At 64.5% G+C, this 20,214-nt stretch carries 24 protein-coding genes and 1 riboswitch; of the genes, 11 read left to right on the top strand and 13 right to left on the bottom strand.

Annotated elements, in window-relative coordinates; translation table 11 throughout:
• Nucleotides 1-45: 45 nt before the first annotated feature.
• Nucleotides 46-534 carry a sigma-70 family RNA polymerase sigma factor gene (locus ABIB73_RS15690; protein ID WP_128953175.1) on the bottom strand — a complete coding sequence of 163 codons (489 nt, stop codon included), beginning with the start codon at nt 532-534 and terminating at the stop codon, nt 46-48.
• A 171-nt stretch (nt 535-705) separates the two neighbouring features.
• Here ABIB73_RS15690 and fabI point away from each other — a divergent pair, with 171 nt between their 5' ends.
• From fabI to ABIB73_RS15660, 6 genes are all read left to right on the top strand, one after another.
• Nucleotides 706-1,515: an enoyl-ACP reductase FabI gene (fabI, locus tag ABIB73_RS15685; protein WP_354225242.1), complete on the top strand. Its 810-nt coding sequence runs from the start codon at nt 706-708 to the stop codon at nt 1,513-1,515.
• A gap of 12 nt (nt 1,516-1,527) precedes the next feature.
• Nucleotides 1,528-2,127, top strand: coding sequence for a histidine phosphatase family protein (locus tag ABIB73_RS15680; protein ID WP_354225241.1), 600 nt, complete (start codon nt 1,528-1,530; stop codon nt 2,125-2,127).
• Between the two features lie 184 nt (nt 2,128-2,311).
• The gene (gene aroC, locus ABIB73_RS15675; protein ID WP_354225240.1) at nt 2,312-3,400 is read left to right on the top strand and encodes a chorismate synthase; all 1,089 of its coding nucleotides are present in this window, start codon (nt 2,312-2,314) and stop codon (nt 3,398-3,400) included.
• Nucleotides 3,401-3,463: 63 nt separating this feature from the next.
• Nucleotides 3,464-4,654, top strand: coding sequence for an adenylate/guanylate cyclase domain-containing protein (locus tag ABIB73_RS15670; RefSeq protein WP_354225239.1), 1,191 nt, complete (start codon nt 3,464-3,466; stop codon nt 4,652-4,654).
• A 33-nt stretch (nt 4,655-4,687) separates the two neighbouring features.
• On the top strand, nt 4,688-5,215 hold the full coding sequence (locus ABIB73_RS15665) for a GNAT family N-acetyltransferase (RefSeq protein ID WP_354225238.1): 528 nt from the start codon (nt 4,688-4,690) through the stop codon (nt 5,213-5,215).
• Between the two features lie 59 nt (nt 5,216-5,274).
• Nucleotides 5,275-5,769, top strand: a complete 495-nt coding sequence (locus ABIB73_RS15660; protein ID WP_354225237.1) for a GNAT family N-acetyltransferase — start codon at nt 5,275-5,277, stop codon at nt 5,767-5,769.
• 17 nt (nt 5,770-5,786) lie between these two features.
• On the opposite strand, the gene clpS is transcribed toward ABIB73_RS15660, so the two are convergent.
• From clpS to ABIB73_RS15635, 5 genes are read right to left on the bottom strand one after another with little or no spacing between them, the layout of a single operon-like run.
• Nucleotides 5,787-6,092: an ATP-dependent Clp protease adapter ClpS gene (gene clpS, locus ABIB73_RS15655; protein WP_014497217.1), complete on the bottom strand. Its 306-nt coding sequence runs from the start codon at nt 6,090-6,092 to the stop codon at nt 5,787-5,789.
• Nucleotides 6,093-6,135: 43 nt separating this feature from the next.
• Nucleotides 6,136-6,477 (bottom strand): DUF190 domain-containing protein, encoded by a 342-nt coding sequence (locus ABIB73_RS15650; RefSeq protein ID WP_354225236.1) that lies wholly within the window; start codon nt 6,475-6,477, stop codon nt 6,136-6,138.
• Between the two features lie 2 nt (nt 6,478-6,479).
• Nucleotides 6,480-6,908 carry a CrcB family protein gene (locus ABIB73_RS15645; protein WP_354225235.1) on the bottom strand — a complete coding sequence of 143 codons (429 nt, stop codon included), beginning with the start codon at nt 6,906-6,908 and terminating at the stop codon, nt 6,480-6,482.
• A 6-nt stretch (nt 6,909-6,914) separates the two neighbouring features.
• On the bottom strand, nt 6,915-7,304 hold the full coding sequence (crcB, locus tag ABIB73_RS15640) for a fluoride efflux transporter CrcB (protein WP_502918432.1): 390 nt from the start codon (nt 7,302-7,304) through the stop codon (nt 6,915-6,917).
• Nucleotides 7,305-7,323: 19 nt separating this feature from the next.
• Complete coding sequence (locus ABIB73_RS15635; RefSeq protein ID WP_354225233.1) at nt 7,324-8,532, bottom strand: MFS transporter; 1,209 nt, start codon at nt 8,530-8,532, stop codon at nt 7,324-7,326.
• A gap of 116 nt (nt 8,533-8,648) precedes the next feature.
• A riboswitch (Fluoride riboswitch) is annotated at nt 8,649-8,726 on the bottom strand.
• 207 nt (nt 8,727-8,933) lie between these two features.
• Between ABIB73_RS15635 and ABIB73_RS15630 the strand changes: the two genes are divergently transcribed.
• Nucleotides 8,934-9,803, top strand: coding sequence for a DUF1194 domain-containing protein (locus ABIB73_RS15630; protein WP_354225232.1), 870 nt, complete (start codon nt 8,934-8,936; stop codon nt 9,801-9,803).
• 167 nt (nt 9,804-9,970) lie between these two features.
• Entirely contained in the window at nt 9,971-10,606 is a 636-nt protein-coding gene (locus ABIB73_RS15625) for a hypothetical protein (protein ID WP_354225231.1), read from the top strand.
• A gap of 2 nt (nt 10,607-10,608) precedes the next feature.
• On the opposite strand, the gene ABIB73_RS15620 is transcribed toward ABIB73_RS15625, so the two are convergent.
• Nucleotides 10,609-11,454 carry a nucleotidyltransferase domain-containing protein gene (locus ABIB73_RS15620; RefSeq protein WP_354225230.1) on the bottom strand — a complete coding sequence of 282 codons (846 nt, stop codon included), beginning with the start codon at nt 11,452-11,454 and terminating at the stop codon, nt 10,609-10,611.
• Nucleotides 11,455-11,467: 13 nt separating this feature from the next.
• Nucleotides 11,468-12,109, bottom strand: coding sequence for a carboxymuconolactone decarboxylase family protein (locus tag ABIB73_RS15615; protein ID WP_354225229.1), 642 nt, complete (start codon nt 12,107-12,109; stop codon nt 11,468-11,470).
• A 136-nt stretch (nt 12,110-12,245) separates the two neighbouring features.
• On the opposite strand from ABIB73_RS15615, the gene ABIB73_RS15610 reads away from it, so the two are divergent.
• On the top strand, nt 12,246-12,629 hold the full coding sequence (locus ABIB73_RS15610) for a bleomycin resistance protein (RefSeq protein WP_354225228.1): 384 nt from the start codon (nt 12,246-12,248) through the stop codon (nt 12,627-12,629).
• Between the two features lie 38 nt (nt 12,630-12,667).
• Nucleotides 12,668-13,123: a GNAT family N-acetyltransferase gene (locus ABIB73_RS15605; protein ID WP_354225227.1), complete on the top strand. Its 456-nt coding sequence runs from the start codon at nt 12,668-12,670 to the stop codon at nt 13,121-13,123.
• Between the two features lie 6 nt (nt 13,124-13,129).
• On the opposite strand, the gene ABIB73_RS15600 is transcribed toward ABIB73_RS15605, so the two are convergent.
• Entirely contained in the window at nt 13,130-14,188 is a 1,059-nt protein-coding gene (locus ABIB73_RS15600; protein WP_354225226.1) for a class I SAM-dependent methyltransferase, read from the bottom strand.
• 256 nt (nt 14,189-14,444) lie between these two features.
• Here ABIB73_RS15600 and ABIB73_RS15595 point away from each other — a divergent pair, with 256 nt between their 5' ends.
• Nucleotides 14,445-15,047 (top strand): hypothetical protein, encoded by a 603-nt coding sequence (locus tag ABIB73_RS15595; protein ID WP_354225225.1) that lies wholly within the window; start codon nt 14,445-14,447, stop codon nt 15,045-15,047.
• A gap of 4 nt (nt 15,048-15,051) precedes the next feature.
• Here the strand turns inward: ABIB73_RS15595 and ABIB73_RS15590 are convergent, their stop codons facing one another.
• From ABIB73_RS15590 to dxs, 4 genes are all read right to left on the bottom strand, one after another.
• Nucleotides 15,052-16,299: a class I SAM-dependent RNA methyltransferase gene (locus ABIB73_RS15590; protein WP_354225224.1), complete on the bottom strand. Its 1,248-nt coding sequence runs from the start codon at nt 16,297-16,299 to the stop codon at nt 15,052-15,054.
• Nucleotides 16,292-17,026 carry a TlyA family RNA methyltransferase gene (locus tag ABIB73_RS15585; protein ID WP_354225223.1) on the bottom strand — a complete coding sequence of 245 codons (735 nt, stop codon included), beginning with the start codon at nt 17,024-17,026 and terminating at the stop codon, nt 16,292-16,294. The genes ABIB73_RS15590 and ABIB73_RS15585 overlap by 8 nt, the downstream gene beginning before the upstream one ends.
• Before the next feature lie 20 nt (nt 17,027-17,046).
• Nucleotides 17,047-17,601 carry a nucleoside 2-deoxyribosyltransferase gene (locus tag ABIB73_RS15580; RefSeq protein ID WP_354225222.1) on the bottom strand — a complete coding sequence of 185 codons (555 nt, stop codon included), beginning with the start codon at nt 17,599-17,601 and terminating at the stop codon, nt 17,047-17,049.
• A gap of 179 nt (nt 17,602-17,780) precedes the next feature.
• Nucleotides 17,781-19,709, bottom strand: coding sequence for a 1-deoxy-D-xylulose-5-phosphate synthase (dxs, locus tag ABIB73_RS15575; protein WP_354225221.1), 1,929 nt, complete (start codon nt 19,707-19,709; stop codon nt 17,781-17,783).
• Between the last annotated feature and the right edge of the window lie 505 nt (nt 19,710-20,214).

The following is a 20,214-nucleotide window of genomic DNA, read 5'->3' as shown; positions in this document are numbered from 1 at the left end:
TCGTCAGGCTGCGGGCGGACAAAACGCGATGCATCAACCCTGCCATCATTTCACCCGCCTGAGCGCCGGGCGCTCACCCTCCAGTGAAGCTTTAACGTGGGCGCGAGCGCGCGCCAGGCGCGACATGACGGTGCCGATCGGCACGCCCTGGATGTCGGCGACCTCGCGGTAGCTCATGCCCTCCAGCATCACCAGCAGCAGCACCGAGCGCTGCTCCTCGACGAGCGTCGAAAGCGCCCTCTCGATGTCGCGCCCTTCGGCTTCGGTCCCGCTGGCATCCGGGTTGTTCTCCGTCAGTTGCATGAATTGCGGCCGCCTTGCCAGCGAGCGCCGCCGATTCTTGTTGAGGTTGGTCAGGATCGTGTAGAGCCAGCTCCTGACGTCGCCTCCGAGAAACAATCGCTCCGAACGCAACGCCCGCACCAAGGTGTCCTGTACCAGATCGTCGGCCGCATCCGCGTCGCGCGTCAGCGCGCGGGCGTAACGGCGCAACGCCGGGATCATGGCTTCCACACTCTGGCGAAACGCACTCATGCCGTCTTGACGTCCTTCACGTTCGGCGCGAGCGCCTCAACGATCATAACACCCGAACGGAACGGCTATTCCGGCGCTCGAAACAGCGTTAACGCCGCGTATTAGGACTGTACCGCAAGGGAGGGCTGGTGTACCTCCAGACCATAACCCAGTTCGACGGGACGTTAGGAAATGGCGCAGAATTCAGGGCTGATGCAAGGTCTAATGCAAGGCAAGCGCGGGGTGATCCTCGGCGTCGCCAACAATCGCTCGATCGCCTGGGGCATCGCCAAGGCATGCCACATGGCAGGCGCCGAACTCGCCTTCACCTACCAGGGCGATGCGCTGAAGAAGCGCGTCGAGCCGCTGGCTGCTGAAGTCGGCGCGCTCGTGCTTGGCCATTGCGACGTCACCGACGCCGCGACCATCGATGCGGCCTTCGATGCCCTCAAGGAAAAATGGGGCAAGATCGACTTCGTCGTGCACGCGATCGCCTATGGCGAACAGCTCGACGGCCGCTATGTCGACACGACGCCGGAAAACTTCTCCAAGTCGATGCTGATCTCCTGCTACTCGCTCACCGCGCTCGCGCAGCGCGCCGAGAAGCTGATGACCGACGGCGGCTCGATCGTCACGCTCTCTTATTACGGTGCCGAGAAGTGGATGCCCCGCTACAACGTGATGGGCGTGGCGAAGGCCGCGCTCGAAGCCAGCGTGCGCTATCTTGCCGCCGATCTCGGCGAGAAGGCAATCCGCGTCAACGCGATCTCGGCGGGCCCGATCAAGACGCTGGCGTTCGCCGGCATCGCCGATTCCCGCCTCCTCCTGAAATACAACGAGGTCAACGCGCCGCTGCGGCGCAACGTGACGATCGAGGAGGTCGGCGACAGTGCGGTGTATTTCCTGTCGGACATGTCGCGCGGCGTTACCGGCGAAGTCCACCATGTCGATTCCGGCTACAACGTGCTGGGCATGATGCGACCTGATGCGCCCAAGGACTGACCACGACCAGCAATGCCCGCGCCCACGATCTATTATCTTCGCCACGGCGAGACCGAGTGGAATGCGCTCGGGCGGCTCCAGGGCACCAAAGACATTCCACTGAATGCGCGCGGCCGTGGCCAGGCCGTGCAGGCCGGCGGCATTCTCGCCGATCTCTTCAAGCGCGACGGCCGCGACAAGGCCGCGTTGCCCTACGTGTCGAGCCCGCTCGGCCGTTCGCGCATGACCATGGAACTTGCGCGCGGCAAGCTCGAATTGCCGCCTGCCGACTACGCGCTTGACGACCGCCTGCGCGAGATCGGCTACGGTGTCTGGGAGGGGCTGACGCTGGCCGAGAGCGAGGCGACCGATCCCGACATCTATGCCAGGCGCCTCGCCGGCAAATGGACCGTGGGCCCCGCAGGCGGCGAGACCTATGCCGATGTGCAGGTCCGTGTCCGCGCCTGGTACGACCAGCTCCGGACCGATACCGTCGCGGTCGCCCATGGTGGGACCTGCCGGGCGCTGATGGTCTCGCTCGGCCTGGAGACGCCGGCCGGCGCCGCCGACCTCTATATCGAGCAGGGCGCCGTCTACGTATTCCGCGACGGGCGGTTGGAGAAGTATAGTTAAGGGCGGCGCCGCGTTCTCCGCCGTCATGCCCGGGCTTGTCCCGGGCATCCACGAACTTTCTGCTTGGGGCGGCCAAGAACGTGGATGGCCGGGACAAGCCCGGCCATGACGAAAGGGGCGCCATTTGACCCTCATTTCAGGGCGCGTTACGACAAGTCAGAACTGACTTAAGAGCTAGAGACGGATGTCCTTCAACACCTTCGGCCACATGTTCCGCGTCACCACCTTTGGCGAAAGCCACGGGGTGGCGATCGGCTGCGTGGTTGATGGTTGCCCGCCGATGATCCCGCTCACCGAGGCCGACATCCAGCAGGACCTCGACCGCCGCCGGCCGGGTCAGTCGCGCTTCACCACCCAGCGCCAGGAGCCGGACCAGGTCAAAATCCTCTCCGGCGTGATGGCGCATCCGGAGACCGGTGTGCAGGTGACGACGGGCACGCCGATCGGGCTTCTGATCGAGAACACCGACCAGCGCTCCAAGGACTATTCGGAGATCAAGGACAAGTTTCGTCCGGGCCATGCCGACTTCACCTACGAGGCCAAATACGGCCTGCGCGATTACCGCGGCGGCGGCCGCTCCTCCGCGCGCGAGACCGCGACGCGCGTCGCCGCCGGTGCGATCGCGCGAAAAGTGCTGCCTGATGTGAAGGTGCGCGGTGCGCTGGTGCAGATGGGGCCGCACAAGATCGATCGCGCGAAGTGGGACTGGGACGAGATCGCAAAGAATCCGTTCTTCTGTCCGGACAAGGACAAGGCCGCGTTCTTCGAAACCTATCTCGACGGCATCCGCAAGAGCGGCTCCTCGATCGGTGCGGTGCTCGAGATCGTCGCCGAGGGCGTGCCAGCGGGGCTCGGCGCGCCGATCTACGCCAAGCTCGATGCCGAGCTCGCCTCCGCGATGATGAGCATCAACGCGGTGAAGGGCGTCGAGATCGGCGCCGGTTTTGGCGCAGCCGAATTGAGCGGCGAGGAGAACGCCGACGAGATGCGCACCGGCAATGACGGCACGCGCTTCCTGTCCAATCATGCCGGCGGCGTTCTGGGTGGCATCTCCACTGGTCAGCCGGTGGTGGTGCGCTTCGCGGTGAAGCCGACCTCGTCGATCCTGCAACCGCGTCTGACGGTCGATCGCAAGGGCGCCGATACCGAGATCATGACCAAAGGCCGCCACGACCCCTGCGTCGGCATCCGCGCCGTCCCGGTCGGCGAAGCCATGATGGCCTGCGTGCTGGCGGATCACTTCTTGCGCGACCGCGGGCAGGTGGGGCGGTAGCGCCAACGGCACCAGCCTACCGCGCAGCTTGACGGCTCCACAACTTCGTCGGCAAATGCGGGCATGCAAAACTCCGAGCTGCAGCGGATCATCAATTGGCTGATCGACGGCGCCAGGTCGTCGCGGGGGCCGGCCGAGATGATCTCGGATGCCTGCGAGCATCTGGTCGCGGCTGGCCTGCCGCTGTGGCGGTTCGGCGTCTTCATCCGCACGCTGCATCCCGAAATCTTCGGCCGCAACTTCATCTGGCGGGAGGGCCAGGAGGTCGAGATCGGCACCGTCGATTTCGAGATCCTGGCCACGCCCGAATTTGCGCGGAGCCCGCTTCGGATCGTGTTCGAGGACGGTCTGGAAGTCAGGGGACGAATCGACGACCTCGACACCAAGCGGTTTCCGTTCCTGGAGGACATGCGCGCCGAGGGCGTCACCGACTACATCGCGACGCCGATGCGGTTTCTCGACGGCTCGATTCACGCCTGTAGCTGGACAACGCGGCATCCCGGCGGTTTCAGCGATGACGACATCGCGACGATCCGCTCGATCGTGGCGCCGCTCGCGCGCGTCAGCGAGATCGTCACCCTGCGCCGTACCGCCGCGACGCTGCTCGACACCTATGTCGGCAACCGCGCCGGCGAGCGCATTCTCGCCGGCCAGATCCGGCGCGGCCACAACGACACCATGCAGGCCGCGATCTGGCTCTCGGACCTGCGCGGCTTCACCGCGCTGTCGGACCGGCTGCCGGCTGAGATCGTGGTCGATATCCTCAACCGCTATTTCGACTGCCAGGTGACCGCGATTCGGGCCCATGGCGGCGAGGTCCTAAAATTCATGGGCGACGGACTGCTCGCGGTGTTTCCGATCGACGAATATGTCGGCGACGCCGCGCATGTCTGTACGCGCGTGCTGGAAGCCGCACGCGAATCCCGCGCCAGTGTCGAGGCGCTGGCGCATCCGGTCGGCGACGTGGTCGAGCGCTTCCGCTTCGGCGTCGCGCTGCATGTCGGCAACATCCTCTACGGCAATATCGGCGGCGGCAACCGGCTCGACTTCACCTGCATCGGCCCGGCCGTCAATCTCGCGGCCCGGCTGGAGAAGATCGCCGGCCGTCTTGGGCGCACCGTTGTGGTGTCGGAGGGCTTTGCAAACGTCTGTCGCGAAGGCTGGCGCGAGCTCGGCGAATTTCCGATCGCGGGATTTTCCAAGGCGCAGCGCGTGTACGGGCTCGCCGAGGAGACGCCGGTGGTGATGGCTTAGCGTGCAGGCGCGCATGCGGATGAAGAGCGTCACGTGAGCGACATCAGTATCCGACCCGCGACCGGGCAGGATGCAGCGGTCATTGCCGCCATCCATGCATCAAGCTGGCGTGACGCGTATGCTCACATTCTTGCGCCGGAATTCCTGAATGGTGCCATCAAAGCTTACCGGCTAGCCGTCTGGTCTCAACGGCTCCGCGATCGTTCCCCAACGCAATTGATCAATGTGGCCTGCGACTCGACCGGGCTCGTGCAGGGGTTCATCTGCAGCTATTGCGATTTCGATCCTGCCTGGGGAAGTCTCGTGGACAATCTTCACGTCCGCCCGGACGCGCGCGGTCGGGGAATAGGTGAGCGGCTTTTTCGCGACGTCGCCGCTCAACTCTCGGCAGGGGCCGCTGGTCCCGGGCTGCATTTGTGGGTCTTCGAGGCGAATGTCGCAGCTCTTCGCTTTTACCAACGGCTTGGAGGCCGCGTCGTCGGGAAGGATCATTCTACTCTCCCGGCAGCCGGCGGAAAGACAGTCCTGCGCGTCCATTGGCAGACTCTTGCGATAGCCTAACGGTAGTCGCGGCATCGGAACAATCGGGCTATGCTCCGGACGAAGCAACGGGACTGCCCATGACCGTCGAATTCCGCCAGATTGAGCTCGCCGACACCGAGGCTTTTCGTGCCGCCGTGGATGTCGTTGCCCGCGAGCGCAAATACATCGCGCTCGTGGAGGCGCCGCCGATCGAGCAGGTCCGCGCCTTCGTTGCACGCAATGTCGAGCGCGGCTATCCGCAGATCGTCGCCGTGCTGGACGGCACCGTGGTCGGATGGTGCAACGTGCCGCCCGCCAGTCGCGCCGTATCGGCTCACGTCGGCGATCTCTTCATGGGGCTTCTGCCGGAATTCAGGGGCGAGGGGTTTGGCGAAAGGCTGTTGCGGCAGGCGGTTCAGGCTTCGGACGCGTTCGGCTTCCGGCGCATCGAGCTCGGGGTGTTCGCGACCAATATTGCTGCGGCTGCCCTCTATCGCAAGGTCGGATTTGTCGAAGAAGGCACCAGGCGGATGGCCATCCTGGTCGACGGAATCTACCACGACGAGATCATCATGGCGCGCCTCAAGGACTAGCTTGAGACGGCGCGTCCCTATTCCTCCGGCTCTGTCGTGAACAGCAGCGGATAGCCCTTGGCGCGGCCGGCGTCGGTGGCGCGGGTGGCCTTGGTCTCGGCGACGTCCCTGGTGAAGACGGCGACGACGCAGGCGCCGAGCTTGTGGGCTGTGATCATCACCTTGTAGGCCTGATCCTCGGTCATGCGGAACTCGGCCTTGAGGATCATCGTGACGAATTCACGCGGCGTGAAGTCGTCGTTGATCAGGATGACCTTGTGCAGCTTCGGCCGCTCGACCTTGGTTTTCGTCCGCGTCTTCGGTTTGGTGACAGTGTCGTTCATTCGGCCTCCGGAAACGGCGGGCTCGGGTTCCCTGCCGGAGCGATCAGCTCGGGGCCTTCGCACCATATTGCAGGACCTGCACCTTCTCCAAGGTGATCAGCCCGCTCGACATCATGCCATCCAGGATGGGCAGGAATGCGTTGATATTGTCCTCGCTGTCGACGATCTCGATCAACAGCGGCAAATCCTCCGAAAGCCGCAGGATTTTCGACGTGTGCAGCCGGCTCGACTTGCCGAAGCCCATCGGGCCACGCAGCACGGTGGCGCCGGCGAGGTGCCGCTCACGTGCCTTGATCACGATCGCTTCATAAAGCGGCTTGCCGTCGCAATGATCGCTCTCGCCGATGAAGATGCGGAGCGAAACTGCCTGACGCGGGATTTGCATGATCAGCTCCTTCTCAAGCGATTGTAGCGGGTCGCCATCATATGGCCGACCCAGACCGAGACCAGCCAACAGGCAACCGACGACCCGACATAGGCCAGCGCGGTATATTTCGTGCCGCCGTGAAGCAGGCGGAAGGTCTCCAGGCTGAAGGCCGAGAAGGTGGTGTAGCCGCCGCAGAACCCGGTCATGACGAACTGCCGGTGCTCGGGGCGCGCCAGCATGCGGCCATCAGGCCCGGTCAGTGTCGCATAGAAGCCGATGATCAGCGAGCCGGTCGCGTTGATGAAGAGAGTTGCGAAAGGGAAGCCCGGTCCGGTGTCGAGCGCAAGAAAGACCAGATAGCGCGTGAGCCCGCCGACGATGCTGCCGGCGGCAACCCAGGCGTAGAGCATTGCGCTGCGCCAGCGGTTGGTGAAGGAGGGGGCGCTCATGTACCTCTACCCTCCAAAACTGTCGGCAAGGAAGAAGCCGCAACTGACGGCCGCGAGGCACAGTCCGACCGAGAAGGCGACATTGCCGAACGCAGACAGCGGCTCGCCGTTGCGGGCGAGCGTCAGCGTTTGCAGGCTGAACGAGGACACCGTGGTGTAGCAGCCGAGGAACCCGGTCACCGCGAACAGCCACGGGTTGGGGGAGGCGAAGATCGAGCCGGGATGGGTTGCCAGCGCGCCAAAGATGCCGATCAGGAAGGCGCCGCTGACATTGATGGTCATGGTGCCCCAGGGAAACGTCTCGCCCAGCCGCCGCGCGATCGCGCCGGAGAAGAAATAACGCGCGCAGCCGCCGAAAATGCTGCCGATGACGATCGCGATCACTCCGCTCAGCACGATATGTAGCCTCCCGTCATCAGTTGCGCTCCGCTGCCAGTCCATTGCCGACCACAAGCAATCCCGCGAGCGCCACCAGCGCGAACCCGAGCCCGGCGAAGAACGTGCCGGCTGGGCCGTAAGCGTCCCACAGCGCCCCGGCGATCACGCTCGCGGCGAGCAATGCAAGGCCCGTGAACAGGTTGAAATAGCCGAACGCGGTGCCGCGCAAGTGTGGCGGTGCGGTGTCGGCGACGAGGGCCGAGAGCAGGCCCTGCGTTAGTCCCATATGCAATCCCCACAACACGACGCCGAGCGCCAGGCCCGCAAGGTCTGGTAGCAGCGCAAGCGCGAGATCGGCCGCTGCGAGGAGGACGAGGCCGACCGCAAGCAGGCCGGTTCGGTTGATCCGGTCCGACAGCACGCCGGCCGGATAGGCGGAGAGCGCGTAGGCGACGTTCATCAGCACCAGCACCGCGGGCACCCACATGGCATTGAGCCCGATGTTCTGGGCGCGCAGGATCAAGAAGGCCTCGCTGAAGCGCGCGAGCGTGAAGACGACGCCGACCGCGACGACGCGCCAGTACACGGGTCCGAGCTGCCGCATGGCAGCGGTGTTGAGCGGATTTTTCGTCAGCTCGCGGCTTGCATCCGGTTCAGGCTCGTTCACCGCGAGCGTGATCAAGCCGAATGACAAGAACGCCGGCAGCACGGCCACCCAGAACACGGCGGCAAAATTATCCGCGGTCCACCACATCAGGCCGATCGCCGCGAGCGGTCCGACGAAGGCGCCGATGGTGTCGAGCGATTGGCGCAGGCCAAAGCTCGCGCCGCGCAAGCCAGCCGGCGCGATGTCGGCGACCAGCGCATCGCGCGGCGCGCCGCGGATGCCTTTGCTGACACGGTCGATGAAGCGCGCCGCGACCAGCCAGCCAACGCTGGGGGCGAGCGGGAACAGCGGCTTGGTGAAGGCGGCAAGCCCATAGCCGAGCGCGGCGAGCAGTTTGCGCCGGCCGAGCCAGTCCGACAACGCGCCGGAGAAGATCTTTGTGATCGAGGCCGTTGCCTCCGCAATGCCCTCGATGAAGCCGACGGTGAGCGTGGAGGCGCCGAGCACGGTGACGAGATAGACCGGCAGCAGCGCGTGGATCATCTCGGATGAGATGTCCATCAGCATCGAGACGAAGCCGAGCACCCAGATTCCCCTGGGCAGCCCGGCACGCGCAGCCTTCGGTGTCGTCGTCGTCACGTCGTTGCCTTCAAGTTTTGGCCTTCAAGTCTTGGCCTTCATCATCAGGCAACAAAAAAACCCGCCATCGGCGGGTTTGTCGATGCTCCCGCCAAAGGCAGAGGCTGATTGCCTCACCTCAAGCAGGAGTCATCAGCCCACTACGATCGTCGACCGCCGGGCGGTTGTCGGGGGACTCCATCCCCATCTGTGCGGTCAGCCTAGCATGGAAATCGCGCGGGACAAGTGGGTGGGGTGCTCTGTCCCGTGACTTGCATGCGTGGCGGCGCAAGGGTGGCGACATGGCGGCGGTTTCGCGCAACACCGGAAAACCCTAACTCGAATGTGAAGCACAAGCGATCTTCGCACTTTGCGGCAAGGCGTTTGCATGTCACCATCGCGTCATACGACGGGAGACTGCGATGCGCATGCTGTTCTCGATCGGGGCTGTGCTGGTGGCCGGTGTGCTTGCCGGAGGGGACGTCGCGGGCATCGCGGCACCAGGGCCAAAATTTGAACCGACAAGACATCAACCGCAGCGGCAGGCAGCCGACGGGGACGCGCAGTCGGTCGATGTCGAGCTGATCCTCGCGGTCGACGTCTCCTACTCCATGGACATGGACGAGCTCGCGATCCAGCGCGAGGGCTACGCCCAGGCGATCCAGTCGAAGGAGTTCTTGCAGGCACTGAAGGCTGGCCCCAACGGCAGGATCGCGGTGACCTATTTCGAGTGGGCTGCTTCCAACGACCAGAAGATCATCATCCCCTGGCGGCTGATCGACGGACCGGAGACTGCGGATGCGGTCGCCACCGAGATCATGAGGACGCCGATCCGGCGCGCCTCGCGCACCTCGATCTCCGGTGCGATTACTTTCGCGATGCCGCTGTTCGACGAAGATCCCTATCACGGGCTTCGCCGCGTCATCGATATCTCCGGCGACGGCCCCAACAACAATGGCAGCCCGGTCACGTTGGCGCGTGACGCCGCGCTCGAGAAGGGCATCGTCATCAACGGCCTGCCGATCATGGTCAAGGAGCCGTCGTATTCGACCATGGATATCGACAATCTCGATTACTACTATGAGGACTGCGTCATCGGCGGCCCCGGCTCCTTCGTGATCACCATCAAGGATCGCGAGAAGTTCAAGGAAGCGATCCGCACCAAACTGTTGATGGAAGTCGCCGGCCGCACGCCCGAGCGTCCGGTGACACGCGTTGCGGAGAAGGACAAGGAGCCGCGGGTGAGCTGCACCATCGGCGAGAAGATCTGGTCGGACCGCTGGGGGCGCTGAAGCGCATCCCTGCTGAGATTATTTGCCCCATCGCACCCTGCGGTTGAAATTAACCGCTCGTTAACCAGCGCATGGCCCTAATCAGAATTGTTTCTGAATGTTTCTGACGCTGTTTCCCGGCGCTCGAACGCAAGCGAGTTCTTCAAACTCGTCCACCTAGCAAAACAATGGCCATCGTCACGCAGAGCACCAGCCAGATTTCGCCCGCCAATGAGCGGATGTATCACCAGAGCGCTCTGCTCGGTGAATGGAAGGGCAATTGGGCGGGCAACAACCAGCCTGTCGGCTTCAAGGTGGTGAACATTCGCGGCGCCCGGGCCCAGGTTGAATACACCCATAACGGGCACACCGACCGCGGTTTTGGCCAGGTCAGTGGCGCGCTTATCACCTTTGGCTCGGTCACGGTCGGGACCAAGGACGGCAAGAACCTGGTGCTGTTGTTCTCCGCGGGCGGCGCTGGCAAGCAGACCGCGTCTCTCGAGAAGCAGGCGCCGCCGGCCTCCGACAGCCGTCTCATGGGAAGCTGGGGCGGCTATTCCTCCGACAACGGCAAGAGCGCGAGCTTTCGTGTTCTCGCCGTCAACGGCAACGAAGCCCAGGTCAGCGTCACCACCGACGGCATCACCCGCCAGGGCACTGGCATCGTCTACAAGAACGTCATCATGTTCGGGCAGGCGCAGATCGCGACCGACGACGGGCAGAACGGCAAGATCATCTACCAGGTCGGCATGAAGTCCTTCATGGTGCCGGTGACGAAATATCCGCCGGCGGATTCGTCCTCCTCAGTGGACAAGACGGCATAGCCCTACTGCCGATCCGCGCAGGATTGCGTCAGCGCCTGCAACTGCCGATCGACGTCGCGCAAGCTCGCGCAGGCCGGCGCAAGGGCGTCATCGCCGATCAGCCGCCAGATCTCGGCGGCGCATTCCGCGAGACGCGGAACCGTCAGCGGCAGGCGCGCCGCCTCCTGGAGCGCCCCTTTTTCGTTGATGAGATAGCGTTCGTTCAGCGCGAACAGGACCTGCGCAACGCAGGCCAGGGATCGGTAGGCGCATCCGGCGATATGGGTTTGCTCCCTGCGCGCGATGGCCAGCTCGGCGTTTTCGATGCCGAACAGGATTTCCCACTGGAAGCGCCGGATCAGAGCCTCGCGCAGCGGGCGAGGATAAGGCAACGCGATCGATTTCAGCCCGGCGATCAGCTGCTGGGGATCGTGCAGTGGCTGACAATATGCGATCTCGCCCATCCAGATTGTCGAGCTGAAGCCGTGCGGATGGCCGGGCTGGTAGTCGAAGGTGACCGCGCCGGCGCGGCAGGATTCCATCACCGCTTCGACCGCGCCGGCGTCGCGATAGAGCAGATCGACCTTGTGTCCTTCCATCGACAGCCACGCGCCGCCGATGATCCACGGTCCCCATGCGCCGACCTCTGTTATCGCCGTGGCGGCGGGATCGTCGGCGACCGCTTTCGCGGCGCTCAGCAGCCGTTCCGTATCGAGCGGGATCGCCGCGGTGAAGTACAATCCGATGTCGTAGTCGGATGTCGGACCGGCGCTGCCACGCGCACGCGAGCCGCCGAGCACAATGGCCTGAACGCCCGGTACCTCGGCAAAGGCGGATGTCAGGCGCGTGAGCAGCGGATCGTGCGGCATGGATGCAGAGTTGCTATTGGGCGGCGAGCGGCGGCAACGGCGGAACGCTGTCGTTCGACGCTTCCGCCTGCATCGTGATCAGCGTCATCGAGACCAGATCGTAATAGCCGATCAGGCCGATGATATCCATGATACCGCGCTCGCCGAACTTTTGCTGTGCCACGCGATAGATCTCGTCGGACACTTTCTTGTCGCGATAGAGCGCCATCGCGAGGTCGTAGAGCGCGGCCTCGTCGTCCTTCATCGCCTGCGGCCGCACGCCGCTTGCGACGTCCTTGGCGACCTGCGGATCGAGCCCCGCTTTCATCGCGAGCGGATAATGCGCGAACCATTCATATTGCGCCGTCCATTGCCGCGCCGTGATCAGGATGGCGAATTCGCTCAAGCGCGCCGGCAGCGACGAATTCCAGCGCAGATAGTCCGACATCGCCGAGAGTTTTGGCGCGAGTTCCGGATTGCGGATATAGGCGCGGTAGGGCGGGTTGGTGAACTTGGCATTGCGCGGCGGCACGGCGATTGCAGCCGCCCATTCCTTCTGCGACGGAGTGAGTTCGTCCGGCTTCAGCGGCGTAAAGCGGGTCGGCTCGGCTGCGCGGCCGGCTCCCGAACTCGCGACAGTGAACAGCACAGCCAGCGCCAGGCTCAGATATCTCATCGTCATCCTCCCATTCCGGCGGACTGCCGCCGCCGCGTTCGGCCTCCAGATTACGTTGCCGGATGGGTCGTGCAAGGCCTCCTGGCCGCATGCTAGACTGCGCCAGGGGACAGGCTCGCGATACGAGGAGGCTGTAATGATCGACGAACATCCGATGATGGCCGGCTCCGCCACCGTCTTTGTTGTCTCAGACATTGCTGCAAGCCTGGCTTATTACTGCGACGTGCTCGGCTTCGAGGTCGCGTTCGAATACGGTCAGCCTCTGTCTTATGTTTGCCTCTGCTGCGACGAGGTCGCCTTGCACCTGCTCGCAGCGAGCAGCACGAAGCGATTGCCCGGCCATGGCGCGATCTGCATTTTCGTCAGGGATGTCGACCAGATCCATGCCGAGGTGGCGGGACGCGGCGCCAGGTTGATCAACCGGCCCGAGGGCCGCGACTACGGCATGCGCGATTTCGATGTCGTCGATGCCGACGGCAACCAGCTCACGTTCGGGATGGGAGCGGACGCCGCGGCCTGACCTCGTCGCCCGCAGGTCCAATGCAAGGAGACCCCACAATGCCGACCGCCAGGCTCGCCGAAGAATCCGATCTGGTTGCGCTGCTCGAATTGTTTCGCGCCTCGGAAGTCAGCGCAGCGGCCGAGCCGCGGGAGAGGGCCGAGGATATCTGGCGGCAGACATTGTCCCGCGATGATCTCGCGCTGTTCGTTTCGGAAGAAGCGGACAAAATCGTCGCCACCTGCATGCTGATCACCGCGCCAAATCTCCTGCGCGCCGGTCGGCGTCACGGCTTTCTGGAGAATGTCGTGACTCATCCCCACTTTCAGGGGCTTGGTCATGGACGCGCCGTCGTCACAGCGGCGCTGGAGGAAGCCTGGCGCAAGGACTGCCATCACGTCCTGATGCAGAGCGGCCGCAGGGACCCGCGCGTGCACCGCTTCTACGAGGGGTGCGGCTTTGTGCCGGGCCTGCGGGTCGGCTATGTCGCGCACCGGCCCGCATGCCCGGCGTGAGCGAGGTCAGATCCGTGCCTCCAGGATCAGGTTGAAGGGCGTCTCGGCGGCACGACGGAAGTGCGTCAGGCCACCCTCGCGCGCGACCTTGCGCAGCCTTGCCTCGCCGGCTTGAGCACCCAGCGCCAGGCCAACCTCCTGATCGAGCGAGGCCGGCGTGCAGATCATCGTCGACGCCGCATAGTAGACGCGCCCGACCGGGTTGAGATTGTCTTCGAGGCGATCGTTGGCGAACGGCTCGACCAGCATGCATGTGCCGTCCTTCGCCATGGTTTCGCGCACGTGACTGATGGCGCCGACCGGATCGCCCATATCATGCAGGCAATCGAAGAAGCAGACGAGATCATAGCCTTCGGCCGGGTAGGTCTTGGCGGAATGGACGGCGAAGCTGACCCTATCGCTTAGCTTCGCCTCAGTGGCCGAGCGGCGCGCCGCCTCGATCGAGCCCTCGTGATAGTCGAAGCCGTAGAAGCGGGAGTTGGGGAAGGCCTCCGCCATCAGCCGTGTCGAGACGCCGTGCCCGCAGCCGACATCGGCGACCTTGGCGCCGCGCTTCAGCTTGTCCACGACGCCGTCGAGCGATGGCAGCCATTCCTGCACCAGGTGATGCATGTAGCCGGTGCGGAAGAAGCGGGCGGTGCCGCAGAACAAGCATTCGCTGCGCCGGTTCCAGCCGACACCCTTGCCGGACTTGAATGCATCCGAAACCTTCGGCTCGTCGAGAAAGGCCGAGGCAATGACGTTGCCGAACGCACCGAGGAAAACCGGGCTGTCCTCGTCCGCAAGCGCCATCGCCTGCTCCGGCAGCATCGAGAATTTTCCTGAAGCCGAATCGTATTCGATGTAACCGGACGCGGCCTGGCTCGACAGCCATTCGCGGACATAGCGCTCCGTCGTGCCGGTGGCGCTCGCGAGTTCGGACGAGTTCATCGGTCCCTTGGCGGCGAGGGCGCGGTAGAGACCGAGCTTGTCCCCGAGCAGGACCAGCGATGCATTCATCGCCGCACCGAACTCGGTGACCATCTTGCCCATAAAGGCATTCAACCTGTCGGAATTGACCTCCATGACAGCCTCCATACAAACGTTGGGCATTTTCAAGGGTCTGCGCAACTGCGCGTTGCCGGACTGCGCCAGGCCTTCGCGATCAAAACCGCGACTTGGGCTTGCGCGTCCTCTATGTGGGTCAATCCGGCGCGGGGGAGGTTCAAACGTGTCAGGACAACGTAATCCTGGAACTTGATCAAGCGATGCCCGGCGTCCCTCCGCTGGCATTCGCGCCATCACGGGAGTATAATTTGGAACCCTTTCGACGGAAGCCTGAATGTCCAGCCTTGCAGGTTCTTGCGGTCTCGCAGCTCTCTTCGCCGTGCTTTGCTTCTGCGGAGCGTCGGCTCATGCGCAAGTTGCGCCTCTGAGATATTTTATACCAAGTGGGTCTTTCGGCTTTGGCGGCAACGATGGCCAGAGCGCCGATACCTACGGCAACTTTCCAAGCTTCAATGCCAGCGACGCGGCCGGACGCAGCAATTTTGCCAACGGCTTCTTTGTCGGCAGCCAACGTGGCAACCTCAATTGGAGCGGCTTCAGCCAGACTGGACCAGCCGGCAATTTCAGCGCGCTCTCCTATGATAGCTCGCAGTTCGGCTACAACACCAAGACTGCGGGCGGCTTGCCCGTGACGTTCTTTGCCGGTTTCGACACGCTGAGATACGGCAACGGCATCGGCAGTTCGGTTGCACCGCTGACCTCCGGCACTGCGCCCGGCTACGGCGCGTTTGCGGGCGTCGAATTCAAGCCGACCTCCAATCTCAGCCTGTCGTTTGGGGCCGGGTTCACCCAGCTGGACTCGGGCCGCATGGACAGCGACATCAGATCAAACCTGCTGCCTGGCGAGTCGCCGGCGCTCGGCGCCCTTCGCCGTTAAGACATCACCGCGTAAACCGCGCCACCAATTCCACATGCGGCGTGTGGCGGAATTGGTCGACCGGTACCACTGTCTCGATTTTATACCCACCGTCGATGAGCAGCCGCGCATCGCGGGCGAAGGTCGCGACGTTACAGGACACCGCGACGACGACCGGCACCTTGCTCGCGGCGAGTTTGAGCGCCTGCGCCTGCGCGCCCTGACGCGGGGGATCGAACACCACGGCATCGAAATCGCGTAGCTCCGGCGGCACCAAGGGACGACGGAACAGGTCGCGCGGCTCGGCCTTGATCGGCTTTAGCCCCGGCGTGCGTGCGGCCTTCGCGAGCGCGGCGACCGCGCCGGCTTCGTTGTCGTAAGCTGTGACGCGCGCCCTCTCCGCGAGCCGCAATGCGAACGGGCCGACGCCGCAGAAGAGGTCGGCGACTTCCCTGGCCTTGCCAACGCGCTCCGCGACGAGAGCAGCCAGCGTCTCCTCGCCCGCGACGGTCGCCTGCAGGAACGAGCCCGGCGGCAGTGTCACCTCGGCGCGGCCCATCTGCAACGTCGGCGGGAGGCGTTGCAGCACCAGCTCACCGTGTCGCGTCAGCCGCGCCAGGCGATGCCGCTCGGCGACGCGCGACAGTGCCGTGATCAGCCGCGTCGGCAGTGGGCCGGAGCCGCGCACGTCGACATCGAGACCATTGGCGGTGGCGGTGACCTGGATGTCGAGCGGCTTCGTCACCGGCATCTTCGACGTCAAGGGCTCGGCGAGCGCCCAGGCGGCATCGAGCGCGCCCTCAAGCGCGGGATCGAGGATCGGGCAGCGATGGATCGGGATGACGTCGTGCGAACTTGTGGCGGAAAAGCCCACCTTGAGGACGTCATGGGTGCCGAACCTTCCGTGCAGCGTGACGCGCCGGCGCCCCGTACCATGGGCATCGACCAGCGGCGCGACGTCGCACGCGATGCCGGCCTGCGCCAGTGTCTCGACCACGATGCCGCGCTTCCAGGCCTGATACGGCTCGGCCGCCCAGTGCTGGATGGCGCAGCCGCCGCAGACGCCGAAATGCGGACAGAACGGTGCGATGCGCTCAGCGCTTGCGACGTCGACCGCAAGCAGCTTGCGGCGATCGGGATGGTTGCCCGCGACATGGTCGACCTCGACGGTCTCGCCGCCGAGCGCATAGGGCACGTAGAGCGCTTCGCCCGCATCGAGCGAGACGCCGTCGCCGCGATGGCCGACGTGATCGATCTTCACGCGCTCAACCACGGCGCGCGCCCAGGAAAAATTCGATGTTGCCGTCGCCGCCGGCGATCGGCGAGGGGAATACCTCGATGTCGGTGCAGCCGAGCGAGGCGGCAAACGCCGCGATGTCGTCGCAGATCGCCTGATGCACGGCGGCGTCGCGGATGATGCCCTTCTTGTTGTGCTTCCGCTCGGCCTCGAATTGCGGCTTGATCAGCGCGAGCAGGCTCATCGGCGCTGCGGCCAGCGCCAGCGCCACGGGCAGCACGGTCTTGAGCGAGATGAAGCTGACGTCGATGACGACGACATCAGGCCGCGCCGGCAGGCGCTTGCCGTCATAGGCGCGGATGTCGGTCTCTTCCATCGACACGATCTTGGGATGACCACGCAGCGATGGGTGCAACTGCCCGGTGCCGACGTCGATGGCGAACACCAAGCTGGCACCATTTGCCAGCAGCACCTCGGTAAAGCCGCCAGTGGAGGCGCCGACGTCGAGGCAGACGTGGTCCTCGATCTCGATGGGATAATGCTCCAGCGCCCCGGCGAGCTTGACGCCGCCGCGCGAGACATAGGGGTGCGCCGGCTCGGCCTGGATCACCGCGTCTTCCGCGATGGTCTCCGACGGCTTTGAAACCTGCTTGTCGTCGGCAGTGACGAGCCCGGCCTCGATCGCCGCGCGCGCCCGCGCCCGGCTCTCGAACAGGCCGCGCTCGACCAGCAGAACATCCGCGCGCTTGCGGGGAGGGGACATCGGCTCTCCGGGGAATGCGCTTATGTAGTGATAAGTCGCGCGGCCGCCATCCGGACGCAAGTCTCGAACGCAGCGAGATCATGCCAGACGTCGATCGGCATCTCGGCCGGCGTCACCAGCGGGCAGCCATGCAGCTCCAGCGCATGGATCATCATGAGGTTGTCGACGAGGCCAAAATCCTCGACGGTCAGCCCCTGCGCATCGACCAGCCGCCCGTCTTCGGAGGTGACGTTCATGAAGCGGCCGACGCGGTCGGCATAGGTGGCGGGATCGTTGGAATAGGCCAGACAAAACTTGCCGCGGCCGGCCATGTAGCCGAGCTCGTAGACGGTGCCGGGATCGGCGCCGGCCCCGCGAAACGGCGTGAGATTGGCAATGACGGCGTCGGCCCGATCCATCATCGCCTCATTGCCTGCAAAGATTTGCCGCGAGGCGTCTGGAGCGGTGGGGTCGATGTCGTTGTCGAGGGGATAAAGGCCGGCGACCCCATGCGCAGCACAGATCGCGACCTTCTGCCGGCCGATCTCAACCGCATCCGGCAGGAACACCTCGGGGCCTGCCAGATAGATTTTCATGGGTGCAAGCCGAAAAATTTGGATCGAGGTGCGAGCCACGGCCCGTGCTCTACTCCCTCTCCCGCTTGCGGGGAGGGCTGGGAAGGGGGTGTCTCCGCAAGCGACTCTCCCCAAGAGGAGAAAGCCCTCACCCGCGCCTTCGGCGCGACCTCTCCCGCAAGCGGGAGAGGTGAACCAGCTCAGGCGAGCTTGACGGTCTCGGTCTTGACGTCCTTGCCGAGCGCCTCGAACACCTTGGCGACGATGCCCTTGGCGTCGAGACCGGCGCGGCCATACATCGCCGCCGGCGTGTCGTGGTCCTGGAACACGTCGGGCAGCACCATGGAGCGGAAGCGGACCATGCCGCTGTCGAGCACGCCCTGGTCGGTCAGGAACTGCGCGACATGCGAGCCGAAACCGCCGACCGAGCCTTCCTCGATCGTGATCAGGATCTCGTGGTCGCGGGCGAGCTTGAGCACCAGATCGGTGTCGAGCGGCTTCATGAAGCGCGCATCCGCGATCGTGGTGGAGAGGCCGTGGGCGGCGAGCTCGTCGGCCGCCTTCTCGCATTCGGCCAGACGCGTGCCGAAGGAGAGCAGGGCGATCTTGCTGCCCTGGCGGATCATGCGGCCCTTGCCGAGTTCGAGGGGAACGCCGACGTCGGGCATCTCGATGCCGCGGCCTTCGCCGCGCGGATAGCGCAGCGCGCTCGGGCGATCGTTGATCGCGACCTGGGTCGCCACCATGTGCACGAGCTCGGCTTCGTCGGCCGCCGCCATGATCACCATGTTCGGCAGGCAGCCGAGATAGGCGTTGTCGAACGAGCCGGCATGCGTCGCGCCGTCGGCGCCGACGAGGCCGGCGCGGTCGATGGCGAAGCGCACGGGCAGGTTCTGGATCGCGACGTCATGCACGATCTGGTCGTAGCCGCGCTGCAGGAAGGTCGAGTAGATCGCGCAGAACGGCTTGTAGCCTTCGGTCGCAAGACCGGCGGCGAACGTCACCGCGTGCTGCTCGGCGATGCCGACGTCGAAGGTGCGGTCCGGGAACGCCTTGTTGAAGATGTCGACGCCGGTGCCGGACGGCATCGCCGCGGTGATGGCGACGATCTTGTCGTCCTTCTCGGCTTCCTTGACGAGGCTCTGGCCAAACACGTTCTGATAGGCCGGTGCGTTCGGCTTGGCCTTGGCCTGGGTGCCGGTGGCGACGTCGAACTTGACGACGGCGTGGTACTTGTCGGCGGAGGCTTCCGCCGGGCCGTAGCCCTTGCCCTTCTGCGTCACGACGTGAACCAGGATCGGCCCGGTCTCCATGTCGCGGACGTTCTTCAGCACGGGCAGCAGGTGATCGAGGTTATGACCGTCGATCGGGCCGACATAATAGAAGCCGAGTTCCTCGAACAGCGTGCCGCCGTCCATCATGAAGCCGCGGGAATATTCCTCGACGCGGTTGGCGCGGTTGGCGAGGATCTTCGGCAGGCGCTTGTTGATCTGCTTGGCCGCCTCGCGCAGCGTGCGATAGGTCTTGCCGGAATAGAGCCGCGACAGATAGGCGCTCATGGCGCCGACCGGCGGTGCGATCGACATGTCGTTGTCGTTGAGGATGACGATCAGGCGCGAATTCATCGCACCCGCATTGTTCATGGCTTCATAGGCCATGCCCGCTGACATCGCGCCGTCACCGATCACGGCGATAACGTTGTTCTTGCCGCCGGAGAGGTCGCGTGCGACCGCCATGCCGAGGCCGGCGGAAATCGAGGTCGAGGAATGCGCGGCGCCGAACGGATCGTAATCGCTCTCGCTGCGCTTGGTGAAGCCGGACAGGCCGCCGCCGGTGCGCAGCGTGCGAATGCGGTCGCGCCGGCCGGTGAGAATCTTGTGCGGATAGGCCTGATGGCCGACGTCCCAGATCAGCCGGTCGCGCGGCGTATCGAAGACGTAATGGATCGCGGTGGTGAGCTCGACCACGCCGAGGCCCGCGCCGAAGTGACCGCCGGTCACCGAGACGGCATCGATGGTCTCCTGACGCAGCTCGTCGGCGACCTGACGAACCTGCTCGATCTTGAGCTTGCGCAGGTCATCCGGCGTCCGGATGGTGTCGAGAAGCGGCGTTTTACTGTATGCGTTCACGGCGATTTCCAATTTGTCAGCGCCGGAAGGTCATTCCGGTGCGCGATGGGTTTGCACAATATCGGCGCAGCGCGAGTCCTCAAACCGTCGGAGCCACCTGCATGGGGCCAAGCCCCGTCTTCAAGCTTAGGTGAGCTTAAGTGCGCTCCGGTTCAGTCTCTGTGATCCCTGTCACTTAGATCGGCTTCGTCCGTCCCAGCCAATTTCATCAGCAGTTTGAAGCGCTTGTCGTCGGTAATCGGTGCCCACGCAAGGCTAACAAAAAGCCACACTCCGCGCAGCTTTACACCAAAGCTTGGGCCAAAGCCAACCCGCCGGACCGATTAGGGGTATGCAGGTGCAACCGGCGGGCCAGTCTGGTTAACAGCGGCGCCGGGGCGGAGGTTCCAATCTTGCCCGGTTCCTCGGCAGGCTTTTTGGCCAAAACGAGACCATTTTGGACGAGCTTCGCGGGATGGAAAGCACGCGCCAGGCAGGCGCGACATCATCTTCGAGCGCGCGTTCC

Source organism: Bradyrhizobium sp. F1.4.3, from assembly GCF_040548375.1.
Taxonomy (GTDB): Bacteria; Pseudomonadota; Alphaproteobacteria; order Rhizobiales; family Xanthobacteraceae; genus Bradyrhizobium.
Note: the sequence above shows the minus strand (reverse complement) of the source record. Positions and strands in the feature narration are given on the sequence as shown.

Excerpts from the sequence above, each read along its gene's own strand:
- ABIB73_RS15620 (WP_354225230.1), bottom strand. The coding sequence starts at position 11,454 with ATGCCGCACGATCCGCTGCTCACGCGCCTGACATCCGCCTTTGCCGAG.
- ABIB73_RS15650 (WP_354225236.1), bottom strand. The coding sequence starts at position 6,477 with ATGCAAATCCCGCGTCAGGCAGTTTCGCTCCGCATCTTCATCGGCGAG.
- ABIB73_RS15660 (WP_354225237.1), top strand. The coding sequence starts at position 5,275 with ATGACCGTCGAATTCCGCCAGATTGAGCTCGCCGACACCGAGGCTTTT.
- ABIB73_RS15680 (WP_354225241.1), top strand. The coding sequence starts at position 1,528 with ATGCCCGCGCCCACGATCTATTATCTTCGCCACGGCGAGACCGAGTGG.
- ABIB73_RS15595 (WP_354225225.1), top strand. The coding sequence starts at position 14,445 with ATGTCCAGCCTTGCAGGTTCTTGCGGTCTCGCAGCTCTCTTCGCCGTG.
- ABIB73_RS15630 (WP_354225232.1), top strand. The coding sequence starts at position 8,934 with ATGCGCATGCTGTTCTCGATCGGGGCTGTGCTGGTGGCCGGTGTGCTT.
- clpS (WP_014497217.1), bottom strand. The coding sequence starts at position 6,092 with ATGAACGACACTGTCACCAAACCGAAGACGCGGACGAAAACCAAGGTC.
- aroC (WP_354225240.1), top strand. The coding sequence starts at position 2,312 with ATGTCCTTCAACACCTTCGGCCACATGTTCCGCGTCACCACCTTTGGC.
- ABIB73_RS15585 (WP_354225223.1), bottom strand. The coding sequence starts at position 17,026 with ATGTCCCCTCCCCGCAAGCGCGCGGATGTTCTGCTGGTCGAGCGCGGC.
- ABIB73_RS15605 (WP_354225227.1), top strand. The coding sequence starts at position 12,668 with ATGCCGACCGCCAGGCTCGCCGAAGAATCCGATCTGGTTGCGCTGCTC.
- ABIB73_RS15645 (WP_354225235.1), bottom strand. The coding sequence starts at position 6,908 with ATGAGCGCCCCCTCCTTCACCAACCGCTGGCGCAGCGCAATGCTCTAC.
- ABIB73_RS15690 (WP_128953175.1), bottom strand. The coding sequence starts at position 534 with ATGAGTGCGTTTCGCCAGAGTGTGGAAGCCATGATCCCGGCGTTGCGC.
- fabI (WP_354225242.1), top strand. The coding sequence starts at position 706 with ATGGCGCAGAATTCAGGGCTGATGCAAGGTCTAATGCAAGGCAAGCGC.
- ABIB73_RS15600 (WP_354225226.1), bottom strand. The coding sequence starts at position 14,188 with ATGGAGGTCAATTCCGACAGGTTGAATGCCTTTATGGGCAAGATGGTC.
- ABIB73_RS15615 (WP_354225229.1), bottom strand. The coding sequence starts at position 12,109 with ATGAGATATCTGAGCCTGGCGCTGGCTGTGCTGTTCACTGTCGCGAGT.
- ABIB73_RS15610 (WP_354225228.1), top strand. The coding sequence starts at position 12,246 with ATGATCGACGAACATCCGATGATGGCCGGCTCCGCCACCGTCTTTGTT.
- ABIB73_RS15670 (WP_354225239.1), top strand. The coding sequence starts at position 3,464 with ATGCAAAACTCCGAGCTGCAGCGGATCATCAATTGGCTGATCGACGGC.
- ABIB73_RS15580 (WP_354225222.1), bottom strand. The coding sequence starts at position 17,601 with ATGAAAATCTATCTGGCAGGCCCCGAGGTGTTCCTGCCGGATGCGGTT.
- ABIB73_RS15625 (WP_354225231.1), top strand. The coding sequence starts at position 9,971 with ATGGCCATCGTCACGCAGAGCACCAGCCAGATTTCGCCCGCCAATGAG.